Consider the following 11892-nt stretch of genomic DNA (forward strand, 5'->3'; position numbering starts at 1 on the left):
TCGCGACGCCGTTTCGCACCGCCATCGCGCCGCTTTTTGCGGCGGAACCCCAAAGCCCGGTTGTTCGTTTCAGCCAGACTCATTAAGGACGGCTTCATTAACGCCCCGGCAAAAGGGTGATCACGCCCGGCATGTGCATAACCGGGATTTAGTTCGGAGGATAATATGCGTCGCATTTCCCGTTTCCCCATGGCTCTCGCGCTGGCTCTGGCTGCGACCACCGCAGTTTCGCTCGCTCTGCCGGTCGAAGGCGCGCTGGCCCAGAAGAAGCAGAAGAAAGGCAAGGAAGAAGCCCCCCAGATGGAGCTGAGCGCTCCCTTCCGTAAGGCGTTCGGTGAATCGCAGACCGCCTTCGGCGCCAACGACTTCGTTACCGCCGACGCCAAGCTGACCGAAGCCGCTGCTGTTGCGACCAGCGCGGACGAAAAGTACCTCACCGGCAAGATGAAGCTGCAGATCGGCCTGAAGACCGAAAACCAGGCGATGCAGGAAAAGGGCATCGAAGAAGCGCTGGCCTCGGGCAAGTCCACCGAATCCGAAGCGCGTACCTTCAACAGCTTCCTCGGCGAGAAGGCGCTGGTCGGCAATGACTTCAGTCGTGCCCGCACCTATCTGACCGCTGCGGTCCAGGCGGGACAGAACAACCCGGTGAACCTGTTCCAGCTCGCTGAAGCGCACTTCGGCGAAGCGATCGCCAAGTCGGGCGGTCGTAGCATCGATGCCGCCAATTCGCCGCTGGCCGCGCAGGGCCTGCCCTATCTGCAGCGCGCTGTGGAAGCGCAGCTGGCAGGTGACAAGCAGTATGCGCCCAGCTGGGCCAAGCGCGGTTTTCAGATTGCGCGCGCCACCAAGAGCGACAGCACGGTCTGGGCACAGCTGCTGCTGAAGGCGGACACCGGCAACAAGGCCTGGAACGAAGTCGTTCGCGCGATGCAGAGCGACAACCGCAACTTCACCAGCGACCAGAGCCTGGACGCGATGCGTCTGCTGCGCATGGCGGGTGGGCTCTCCAGCGCCAATGACTATCGCGAGTATATCGAAGCGGCAGGCGCAGCGCGTCGTCCGACCGAAGTGCTTGCGTTGATCGAGGAAGGCAAGGCTGCGGGCGTTGTGTCCGCCAGCGATGCGTTCTTCAAGGAGCAGGCTACCCTGGCCGGCAACAGCCGCGCCGAATATGTCGCGACGCTGCCCGATTCGATTCGCGATTCGCGCGGCAAGGCAACCGCCACCGTGACGCTTGCGACCGCAGACGCGCTGCTCGCCAACAAGCAGTATGCCGAAGCCGAGGAACTGGCGGCGCTCGCGCTGACCAAGAACGTCGAAGACAAGGAACGCGCCATGATGGTTCAGGCCATCGCGCAGGTCGCACAGGGCAAATACGCTCCCGCGCGCCAGACGCTGACCAGCGTGACCGGCGTGCGCGCGCCGATCGCCAAGCTGTGGGCGGTTTACATCGACCAGAAGTCGGGTGCGGGTGCAGCGGCGGCTCCTGCCGCCTGATCAAGGCCTCTGGGTTCAAAAAAAGCGGGCCGGGAGAGCATCCCGGCCCGCTTTTTTGTGCTTGAAGCCGGCGGCTTATTCGTCGAGCGGAACGCCGGGCTGCTGTTTGGACGTTCGGATGGTCAGCGAGGTCTTCACGCTGGCAACGTTGGCAGCCGGGGTCAGCTTGGAGGTCAGGAACGCCTGAAACTCCTGAAGATCGCGCGCTACGATCTTGAGAATGAAGTCGATTTCGCCGTTGAGCATATGGCACTCGCGCACCTGGGGCAGCGTGCTGACATGGTCTTCGAACGCCTTGAGATCGCTTTCGGCCTGGCTCTTGAGGCTCACCATCGCGAACACCGTGATCGCGAAGCCCAGCTTCTGCGGGTCGATATCGGCGTGATAGCCCCGGATGATACCAGCTTCTTCCAGCGCGCGCACACGGCGAAGGCAGGGCGGGGCGGTCAGGCCGACGCGGCTGGCCAGTTCGACATTGGTGATGCGACCTTCATCCTGCAGTCTGGTCAGCAACTGTCGATCGATTTGGTCCAGACTTGACACTTTTTATCCCCTGCCATGCCGTGCGGACCGGAGCGGGTTGGCCTGATTTGAGCCGCGACACACCGAACCACCGGGAAGAATGGTCTTTTGTGGAAATTTTCCGCAACAAGACGATGCCTCCATATAATATAATTGTTCTCTAACGCAATTGTCCCACATTGCGACGTGGAAAAAAGCCCACTTCCGCCACGGCCCCTGACTGGCTATCCCTCTTGTCTCGCGATCGGTATCGGCAGGCGCACGCGCGCCCGGTCTTGGCCTCATTCGCACGCCGTGCTGGGATTATGGGTAGTTATGCATTTCGATGATCGCCTGACCACAGTTCTCGCCGGTGACGTCCCCGGCGGAGCGGCTGCGGTGGCGCAATATCGGCAACTGGTGGACATTCTGGGCCAGATCGGCGCAAGCGCTGCTGACGAACGCCATGCCCTGGGTCTGGCGCGCATCCACAGTCTGCGCAGCGCGGTGAGTGAATCGGATCGCCTTCTGACGGTGCAGTGCCTGTCGGGGCGGCTGGTATCGCCGGTGCTGGTCCAGTATCTGGCGGCGGAAACCCCGCAGATCGCCAGCGCTGCCATCCGTGCGGCTCGGCTGACCGACAGCCAATGGGCCGCGCTGGTTCCCGCATTGCCGACGCGCGCGCGCGGCTTTCTGCGTCACCGCCGCGATTTGGGCGCGCGCACCCGTGCCTTGCTCGATCAACTGGGGCTCTACGATACCGCGCTGCCCGATGCGGCGGCGCAGGTCGCCTTAGCTGAACCGGAGGCGCAGAGCGGCGTTGCCGAACCCATCGCTTCCGATCCGGTGCCGACCGCAGACCTGCCATCAGCCGATGTCATCTCCACCGAGCCGACAGCCGAAGCGGCCGCGCCGATCGCAGATGCGCTGCAGCCCGATGAACCTTTGCCTATCGAGGCCTTGGCCAGCGTCGCCAACGTTGCCACCGCGCCCGAAAGCGGCGGGCCGCAGAGCATCGGGGAGATCGTCAAGCGGATCGAGGCGCTGCAGGAAGTGCGCTTCAAGCAGGCGATGGAAGATCGTCCGGCCACCGCGGTGCCCGACTGGAATCGGCTGGGCCATGCGGTGCAGGGCGATGCCATCCAGGCCGATGCCATGGCGGGCGATGCGTTGTCCGGCGATGCGACGCAGGACGATGACCGTTCTGCCGCCGACGAGCCGCTCGCCGTTGCGCCGGAGAGTGTTACCCCCGAGGAGTTCCGTTTTTCGACCGGTGTCGACGGCGCCATTGCCAGCGCCAGCGGTGTCGCGCTGGGCGCGGTCTACGGGCTTTCGCTCGCGCTTCCGGCGATGGCCGGGTTCCGCGGAGTCGATGCTGCGGTCGCGACCGCGTTCAGCCGCCGGATGCCGGTGCGCGGCGGCCGCGCCAATCTGGGCGGTGCTGCGGGCCTGTCGGGCGAGTGGCGCATCGATGCCGACCCGGTGTTCGATCGCGCCAGCGGGCGCTTCATCGGCTACAATGGCATGGTCCGCCGCCCGATGGCGTGGGAAAGCGCAGGGCCCCAGGACGATGGCGCGATGCTCGCCGGGCGCGATGGCCTGCGCCAGATCGTCCACGAACTGCGCACGCCGCTGAACGCGATCATGGGCTTTTCCGAGATCATCGAACAGCAGCTGTTCGGTCCGGTGGCTGCAGAATACAGGGACATGGCACTGCGCATCCGCCAGGACGCACGCCAGCTGCTGAGCGGCTTTGACGATCTCGATACTGCGCTGCGGCTCGATCGCAACGCGCTGGATGATCCCGCCGGACAGGTTGCTCCGGGCGATCTGGTCGACCGGCTGATCGGGCGGGTCCAGCCGTTGCTCGACCATGCAGGCACCAGGCTGGAGATCGGCGCATTGCCCGCAGGCGCGGTAATCGCGGTGTCGCCCCAGGCGATCGACCGCATCGTGCCCCGGCTCGCCGCAGCGCTGATCGGCAGCTGCGCGCCGGATGAGGTGCTCACGCTTTCGTTCGCCCAGCATGCAGACGCGCTGGATCTGCGCTTCAGCCGCCCCCGCTCGCTCGCCGCCCTCAACCGGGATCAGCTGTTCGATGTCGACCGGGCTTCGGCAGGGCATGACGATGGCGGCCCGCTGCTGGGTCTGGGGTTTTGTCTCAGGCTGGTGCGCAATCTTCTTGCTGCACAGGGCGGCGAGTTGGCGGTTGAGGCCGATGCTCTGTGCTTGACCTTGCCTTGCACGCGGATTAGCGCAGAGGCCGCGCGTTCCTAGGTTTCCGGGGCGCGCCAGGGCGCGGGGCCAGGGGGGGCCCGGCCTTGGTGACTGCGACGCTGTGAAACCAGGGCGGGCTGAATGACCTTTGCAAGATTGCCGGGCAAGGACGACTTCGTCCAGTTCGCGCCGGGTTTCGGGCAGCGCTATCTTGTTACCATCGATGTCGAGGAAGAATTCGACTGGACCCGCCCGATCCAGCGCGAAGGCTATTCGCTGGACACGATCGAGGCGATCACCGACTTTCAGACACTGTGCGAACAATATGGCGTAACCCCTTTGTATCTGGTGGATTGGCCGATCATTTCAGACTCGCGCGGCAAGGAAATCTATGGCGCGCTGGTTCGCGAAGGGCGCGCCGAGGTCGGCATTCAGCTGCATCCCTGGGTCAATCCGCCGTTCGACGAAGAGGTGAACCAGCGCAACACTTATGCCGGCAACCTGCCGCCCGAGCTGGAACGGGCAAAATTCTACCGACTGCGCGATGCGATCGCCGAGGTAACCGGCAAGCAGCCGATCGCCTATCGCGCCGGGCGCTATGGCATCGGCCCCGAGACGCTCAATCTGCTGCGCGAGGCAGGGGTGCGGTTCGATACCTCGGTGCGCGCCAATTTCGATTACAGCAAGGCCGAGGGGCCGGACTTTTCGCATTACCCGCTTGAGCCCTATTGGCTGGATCGGCGGCTGGACATCGTCGAGCTGCCGGTGACGTCGGTCTATTGGGGGCTGCTGCGCCGCCAGGGACCGATTTTCCCGTTCGCGCAGATGGCGGGTCTCACCAAGTCGCTGATGGCCCGCGGGCGGTTGCTCGAACGCATCTCGCTGACGCCAGAAGGCATTTCGGTCACCGAGGTGATCCGCGGGATCGACATCGCGCTCGACGATGGTCTGCCGATCCTCAATTTCTCGTTCCACTCGCCCTCGCTCCGCGCAGGCCACACGCCCTATGTTCGCGAGCCTGCGGATGTGGAGGCGTTTTTCGACTGGTGGCATCAGGTGCTGTCGTATCTGGCATCGCGCGACGTCAAGCCGACCTGCATTGGCGATATCGATGCTGCCATACTGCGCTGAAGCCGCCGGCTGCCGGGCTTTTGGAGGACTGCGCTTTTCCCGCTTGCATTGCCGCCCCGCGCTGGGCTAACCGCGCCAGAGGCACAGCCGGGACGGGCCTGTAGCTCAGTTGGTTAGAGCTGGCCGCTCATAACGGCTAGGTCGGGGGTTCGAGTCCCTCCGGGCCCACCATTTTCCACCTTACCCTCAGCATCGCCGTTGCGCGCCGAATGGGCCGCGAGCGATCGCAGGTGAACCCGGGCTGGCGGGGCGCCACCTTCCTCTGCTATTGCGCTGGTGATTGCTGCTGCGCGCCGCGTTGCGTTGCGCCCTCGGTTCAGGAAGAAAGGATCGCCGCTTGATTCGTCATCTGCCGCTTTTGACGCTCCTGTTGCTGGTATGTGCCGGCGCCGCGCAAGCCCAGCCGATCGTTCGCCATCCCAATCCGCCACCTGCGATCATTCTGAACGGGGTGACGATCCCGCCGGGTGCGGAGATCCTGATGCTCAGCGGCCAGCTCGCCGATCCGATCGACCCTGCGCGCACCGACAGCATCGAAGCCTATGGTGATACCCGCACCCAGACGATCAGCACCTTTCGCAAGATCGAAAATGCGCTGGCGGACCGAGGCTATGCGATGTCCGACGTGGTCAAGCTCACCGTGTTCGTGGTCGGCGATCCCGCGCTCGGCGGCAAGATGGACTTTGCCGGTTTCAACGCAGGGTACCGCGCATTCTTCGGCACCAGCCAGAACCCAAATCTGGTCGCGCGATCGACCGTGCAGGTGGCAGGACTCGCCGGTCCGCATTATCTGATCGAGATCGAAGCGATCGCTGCCAAGGCCAGATAGTCGGCAGCCGTCACGGCTTTGCAATGGCCATCCCGGACCACACGCGGCGCCCGCATCGCAATCTCCCGGTGGAGGCGTTTCATGGCTTGCAATCCCGTCGCAACGGGCTAGACACCCTGCTCGGCAGGCCGGTTAGCACTGGCCTTGCAATGTCGAAGGTGACCCTGGGGCCAGCCCACTCACCGGCACATTGCGAAAATCCGTCCCAGATGCCCGCCCTCGCGGACACCATGGCCGGGTCGATCCAGGATCGGGGAGTGGCGCAGCCTGGTAGCGCGTCTGCTTTGGGAGCAGAGGGTCGCAGGTTCGAATCCTGTCTCCCCGACCATTTTATCTCTAAAACCCAGGGAAATCAGCCTGTAAGTATGGGCTGATGGGTTTTTCGATCACGCGACCACTACACATCCCACCAGCACAGACGCCCGACACAGGGCGATACCTCATGTGCAAGATCCTCCATGCCATCCGCGTCCAGGGCTGATACATTTTTCGGCGCCGCGTCGATTTCCGAGATATTATCTCCTAGCCCGATCAGGGCCACCCTTCGCACTGCCGATCCCAGGGCAGCGCAGATGCCGCGTTTCGGCCCGGCAACGGCCTTTCTCACATATCAACAGGACTGATCGTATTGGATCGCTGCTATCACTTTGTGTGGTCCCTCCAAATGGGCGAAGGAGCGAGCTCAGAGGCCGTGAAAAGTTATCAGGAGGGCTAAATTGACCTATATCGCCACAACCCATGTCGGATCGATGCCGCGTGGACCCGAGCTGACCGCTTTGCTGCTCGCGCGCGATGCAGGCGAACCCTATGATGCTGCTGCGTTCGACACTGCGGTGTCCGATGCGGTAAATCGCTCGGTCGCCTTCCAGCGCGAATGTGGAGTCGACATCGTCAGCGACGGCGAAATGGGCAAGGTTGGCTATTCGACCTACATGATCGAGCGGCTGTCGGGCTTTGGCGGGCACGTCGATCGCAAGCCGGCCGCAGATCTGGCCGAAGTGCCCGATCTGGCGCGCAGGCTCTCTGCGATCATGGGCAGTCAGGAATTCGTTCGTGCCTCGTGCATCGGTCCGGTGAAGCTGGTATCGCTCGAGCCGCTGCACGACGATATCCGCCGCTTTCGGGCCGCGATGGATGCACATGCGCCAGGCGGGCGTGGATTCATGAACGCGGCTTCCCCCGGGCTGATCACCGCCTTCCAGGTCAACCGCCACTATCCCAGCCACGAGGCGTATCTGGCCGATCTCGCCGATGCCATGCGCGAGGAATACGAGACGATCGTGGGTGCCGGGTTTGACCTGCAGCTCGACTGCCCCGATCTCGCGATGTCGCGCCATACCGGCTATCAGGACCTGTCCGAGGACGAGTTCCTCAAGGTCGCTGCCGCCAATGTCGAGGCGCTGAACGCTGCCACCGCCAACATCCCGCCCGAGCGGATGCGCATGCACATCTGCTGGGGCAATTACGAAGGTCCGCACGATCACGATATCCCGCTCGAGCGCGTGGTCGACATCGTGCTCGCCGCGCGCCCGGCCACCATCCTGTTCGAAGGGGCCAACCCCCGGCACGAACATGAATGGACGGTGTGGCGCGATGCGAAAATCCCCAGCGACAAGCGGCTGGCCCCCGGGGTCATCGACACCTGCTCGAATTATGTCGAGCACCCCGAACTGATTGCGCAGCGGCTGGCGCGTTTCGCCGGCATTGTCGGCGCAGACCGTATCATCGGCAGCACCGATTGCGGGTTCGGCACCTTTGCAGGCTATGGGAAGATCGACCCGCTGGTGACCGCCAAGAAACTCAAGGCTTTGCGCGAAGGCGCTGATCTTGCAGGCGCGAGGCTGTAAGTTCGGTCGAGCACCACACCACCGAATGGGAATGCGCGCGCCTGATCGCGATTTGCGTCAATCTTGGCGACCAACAGCGTTGGGCGGCAATTGAATTGCGCGATCTTGCTGATGCTTACCGAAAGCCCGCCCGGTCGTTCAATTGGCTTCGAACAACTCGAACACCGCCCACAGCGCGGGTTTGTCGATTGCCGGTTCGCCGTCCGATCCCTTGCGGACCTGGGCGATCGCGCGGCGCAGTGCCTCGGCCGGCGCCAGGCGGTTGTTCATGCCGCGCACGGTGCTGACCGACAGCCGCCGGGCGACATCATCGCGCACCGGCCAATGGCTTGCCAGCACGCGCTCAGCCCCGGCGAGGAAGAAGCCCTGGACCAGCCCTGCCAGCTGCGGGCGATCGGTCGAGCTGGTTGCTGCGGTGTTGCACGCCGACAGGATCACCAGCCCGGCAGGCAGGTTCATCGCACCGATCTCGCTGGGCTTGAGCAAGCCGTCGTCGTTGCCTGCGGGCGACAGCAACAGCGCGGGTTCGCTCAACCCGTCGAGCTCGCCAGAAAGCAGGCCATGGGTGGCAAAGGCCAGCACCGCGCCGGGCGGGACAGCGGCGCGGCGTAATGCCTCTTCGGTGGCGTCATCGCCGACCAGAAGCTGCGCAGACCCGGTGCCGATCGCCTGGCCGAGCGCGGCCAGTTCGCGCCGTGAATCGGGCAGGTCGGGCAGATCGGCAATCGTCCTTGCGGTGCTCGCCGAGCGCATCGCCATCAAGGTTCGCGCGGGCGCGCCTTTTACGCCGCCAAAGGCGACGAGTGTGTTGCCGGTGGGCGCGAAGGCCGCCGTCCGGCCGCGTGGCACGCCCACCCGCCGCACTATGGTCGATTTCTCCATGAGCAACCCACGGCCGGCGCGATCGGCCGACAGCAAGCCGAAGGGCAGGGACCCCAGCGAGCCGTTGGCGGTCACGTAAAGCTGACGCGCCGAGCGCACCAGCGCTGCGGTTTCGCCCGGGAAAAGCGCTGCAAACAGCTGCGACGATGCGGCCCGGTCGAGCACACCATCGCCCGTCGGATCAGCCACGGCGCGCAGCTGCGCGACGAGCGCGTCCACCGGAGCATCGGCGCCGACAAGGGTCTGCAGCACGCGTCCGGCATCCAGCGCGGTCACCAGCCAGCTGTCGCCGATATCGGTGATCATGATGCTGACGTCGCCCCGCGCGCCGGTCGCCTGAATGTCCTTCACGCTTGCGGGGGCAAACATCAGGCTGTTGCGCTGCTCGGGGGTCAGTCCGGCATCGAGTGCAGCGATCTCGCTGCGGTTTCCGGCCAGATCGTTCGAAACGCCCGCCAGATCAAACTTTGGATCTGGGCGCGCGCCATTGGCATCGATCCGCGCCTCCAGCCCCTGGCGCGCCGCCACCAGTTCGCGGCGTCGCACCAGCAGGCTGGCAAGCTGGGGGTCTGCCTTGGCGGAAAGCTCGCTCGCCGCGATCGCCAGCGTGTCGTCGAGCGCGGTGCGCGCCGCCCATTGCTGAGCGCGGAAGGCATCGTCTGCCGCACCGCGCCGCGCGAACACCTCTGCCAGCCAGCCATAAGCGGGCCGCTGGCGCTCTGCCTGGGCGGACCCGCGGGCAAGCTGCGCGTTCAAGGTCAGCGCCTCGAAAACCTGGCGCGCCTCGGCGACGAGCTCGGTTGCCGGGCGCAAGTCGCCGCGGTCCTCCACGCGCAGCAGAAATGCCCGAGACAGCAGCAGATCGGGATGGTCGGGGGAGAGCGCCTTGCTGCGCAAGTCCACGGCCTGCGCGGCTGCATCGCGCGCGGTTGCCCAATTCTCGATCGAGAAGGCGGCCTTGGCGAGATTGTCGCGCGTATTGGCGCGGTCCCTGTGGCCATCGGGCAGCCGCGCATCGCGCACCGCCAGCAGCTCCCTGGCCAGCGCTTCGGCCTGCGCACCCTGGCCGAGCGCGATCAGCGCAACCAGCCGCGTATCGCGGGCCACCAGCGACCGGTCGCTCTGCGCGCCCAATTGGGCATCGATGATCGGCGTGGCATAATCGAGAAAGGCGAGGGCATCCTTGTGCTGCCCGGCCCGCACCAGCGCCTGGGCGAACTGCGTCCGCATCGTCGCACTGTTCTGGTTGGGGCCGCCATTGGCCTTTTCGATCAGTTCATAGGCCTGCCGGATCGGCGCCATGGCATCGTGCGGACGGTTGATCCGCATGAGGATCGCGCCGAGATTGGCGTAGAGGTTGGCCATCGCCGGGTGATCGGTGCCGAGGGCGCCGCCTGCTTGCGAGATGCCTTCCTGCGCGGTGACGATGGCGTCTTCGGTGCGCCCGGCGGAATAGAAATAGACGACCCGGTTGGCGCTCCAGATGGCGACGTCCTGAGGGACGGGATCCAGCGCGAGGCCAATGCGGATCGCCTCGGCGTTGCGCGCGAGCGCGTCATCGAGACGGCCATGTTCGAGATACGACGCTGCCAGGTTCGACAGCGTTACGGCATGGTCGCGAATGCCCTGGCTTGACGGATCGCTGGCATATTCGGCGGCGAGCTGTTCGTTGATCGCCAGCGCACCGGCATGATCGCCCTTGAAGTTGAGGATATAGGCGCGCAGGCTGAGCGCATTGCGCCAGTCCGCCTTGTATCCCTGCGCGCCCGCAAGCACGGGGATGATCCTGTCGACCTCGGCTTTGGCCGGATCCATCTCGCCCGAAGCAGCCAGCGCCTGGGCGACGTACAGCGCGCGTGCGGCGATCTCGGGATGGCCGGCAGGATAGAGCCGCCGTGCCTCGGCGAGGGTCTGGTCGGCGATCTTGCGATAACCCTCGACATCGCTGTTGGCATCGGCGGCCTCGAACTGCGTGATCAGGGCGTCCAGCCTCGTGCGATCGGGTGCGGCATGGGCTGGTGCCCCCAGAAACAGACCGATACCGCTCGCCAGTGCCACTGCAGCTTTGATCATAGGGGCCCCCCGGTTCTCGATCGCAGACCTGGGCAGCTTGGACAGCCGTATTCCAAATGAAAAGCGATTTCTTGCGCCTGGGACTGTAGCGAAAACGGGACAGCCCGGTGCTGTCCCGGTCAACCTCCAGGGTGACGCGGGTGCCGTGCAGTGCTCGTCAGCGAGGCTGGTCAGTGATAGCGGCGCAGCAGGCCTGCAAGCTTGCCCTGCACCTGCACTTCGTGCGGCGCATAATATTGCGGATCATAGGAGGCATTGGCCGGATCGAGCCGGATGCGGCCGTTTTCGCGGCGCAGATATTTGAGCGTTGCTTCTTCGCCGCGGACCAGCGCCACCACGATCTCGCCATCGCGCGCCGATTCCGTGCGCAGGATCAGCGCGAAATCGCCATCGAGAATCCCTGCCTCGATCATCGAATCGCCCGACACCTCGAGCGCATAATGCTCGCCGCTGCCCAGCAGCGCGGCGGGCACGGGAAGGATTTCGGTGCCCTCGAATGCTTCGATCGGTGCGCCCGCAGCGATCCGGCCATGCAGAGGAATTTCCAGCACATTGTTGTTGGCAGCGACCGGCGGCTGCGCCTTGCGGACTGCGTCCATGCTGACGATGTTGCTCTTGGCCGCATCGGTCTTGGCAGCGGCGGCCGCGGCCAGTTCCTTGGCGCGCGGCTTGACGCTCGCTTCGGGCAGCTTGAGGATTTCGAGCGCGCGCGCACGGTTGGGCAGACGGCGGATGAAACCGCGTTCCTCCAGCGCACTGACCAGCCGGTGGACACCCGACTTCGACTTGAGATCCAGCGCTTCCTTCATCTCCTCGAACGAGGGGGAAATGCCGTCTTCCTCCAGCCGTACCTGGATGAAGCGGATCAGATCGTGTTGTTTGCGGGTCAGCATGCTGAATGTTCCTTTCTGC

Annotated in this window: 8 protein-coding genes and 2 tRNA genes; 7 read left to right on the plus strand and 3 right to left on the minus strand. The window is 64.8% G+C overall.

Annotation, left to right across the window (positions count from 1 at the left end; genetic code table 11):
* Positions 1-189: 189 nt before the first annotated feature.
* On the plus strand, positions 190-1500 hold the full coding sequence (locus BSY18_RS03845; RefSeq protein ID WP_069049707.1) for a hypothetical protein: 1311 nt from the start codon (positions 190-192) through the stop codon (positions 1498-1500).
* Between the two features lie 75 nt (positions 1501-1575).
* Here the strand turns inward: BSY18_RS03845 and BSY18_RS03850 are convergent, their stop codons facing one another.
* A complete protein-coding gene (locus BSY18_RS03850) occupies positions 1576-2043 on the minus strand; it encodes an Lrp/AsnC family transcriptional regulator (RefSeq protein ID WP_054133156.1) in 468 nt (155 codons plus the stop codon).
* Between the two features lie 294 nt (positions 2044-2337).
* On the opposite strand from BSY18_RS03850, the gene BSY18_RS03855 reads away from it, so the two are divergent.
* The 6 genes from BSY18_RS03855 to BSY18_RS03880 all read left to right on the plus strand — a co-directional run bounded on the left by BSY18_RS03855 (position 2338) and on the right by BSY18_RS03880 (position 8025).
* On the plus strand, positions 2338-4278 hold the full coding sequence (locus BSY18_RS03855) for a sensor histidine kinase (RefSeq protein ID WP_069049708.1): 1941 nt from the start codon (positions 2338-2340) through the stop codon (positions 4276-4278).
* Between the two features lie 81 nt (positions 4279-4359).
* Positions 4360-5349, plus strand: coding sequence for a polysaccharide deacetylase family protein (locus BSY18_RS03860; protein ID WP_069049709.1), 990 nt, complete (start codon positions 4360-4362; stop codon positions 5347-5349).
* A gap of 94 nt (positions 5350-5443) precedes the next feature.
* Positions 5444-5520 (plus strand) — tRNA-Ile (locus tag BSY18_RS03865).
* A gap of 166 nt (positions 5521-5686) precedes the next feature.
* The gene (locus tag BSY18_RS03870) at positions 5687-6178 is read left to right on the plus strand and encodes a RidA family protein (protein ID WP_069049710.1); all 492 of its coding nucleotides are present in this window, start codon (positions 5687-5689) and stop codon (positions 6176-6178) included.
* Between the two features lie 251 nt (positions 6179-6429).
* A tRNA-Pro gene (locus tag BSY18_RS03875) sits at positions 6430-6506 on the plus strand.
* A 421-nt stretch (positions 6507-6927) separates the two neighbouring features.
* Entirely contained in the window at positions 6928-8025 is a 1098-nt protein-coding gene (locus BSY18_RS03880; protein ID WP_069051679.1) for a cobalamin-independent methionine synthase II family protein, read from the plus strand.
* A gap of 138 nt (positions 8026-8163) precedes the next feature.
* Here BSY18_RS03880 and BSY18_RS03885 read toward each other — a convergent pair whose 3' ends face one another.
* Positions 8164-10980: a CHAT domain-containing tetratricopeptide repeat protein gene (locus tag BSY18_RS03885; protein WP_069049711.1), complete on the minus strand. Its 2817-nt coding sequence runs from the start codon at positions 10978-10980 to the stop codon at positions 8164-8166.
* A gap of 170 nt (positions 10981-11150) precedes the next feature.
* On the minus strand, positions 11151-11873 hold the full coding sequence (gene lexA, locus BSY18_RS03890; protein WP_054133150.1) for a transcriptional repressor LexA: 723 nt from the start codon (positions 11871-11873) through the stop codon (positions 11151-11153).
* Positions 11874-11892: the final 19 nt, after the last annotated feature.

The organism is Blastomonas sp. RAC04, assembly GCF_001713435.1.
GTDB lineage: Bacteria > Pseudomonadota > Alphaproteobacteria > Sphingomonadales > Sphingomonadaceae > Blastomonas > Blastomonas fulva.

Excerpts from the sequence above, each read along its gene's own strand:
- BSY18_RS03860 (WP_069049709.1), top strand. The coding sequence starts at position 4,360 with ATGACCTTTGCAAGATTGCCGGGCAAGGACGACTTCGTCCAGTTCGCG.
- BSY18_RS03855 (WP_069049708.1), top strand. The coding sequence starts at position 2,338 with ATGCATTTCGATGATCGCCTGACCACAGTTCTCGCCGGTGACGTCCCC.
- BSY18_RS03885 (WP_069049711.1), bottom strand. The coding sequence starts at position 10,980 with ATGATCAAAGCTGCAGTGGCACTGGCGAGCGGTATCGGTCTGTTTCTG.
- BSY18_RS03880 (WP_069051679.1), top strand. The coding sequence starts at position 6,928 with ATGCCGCGTGGACCCGAGCTGACCGCTTTGCTGCTCGCGCGCGATGCA.
- lexA (WP_054133150.1), bottom strand. The coding sequence starts at position 11,873 with ATGCTGACCCGCAAACAACACGATCTGATCCGCTTCATCCAGGTACGG.
- BSY18_RS03845 (WP_069049707.1), top strand. The coding sequence starts at position 190 with ATGGCTCTCGCGCTGGCTCTGGCTGCGACCACCGCAGTTTCGCTCGCT.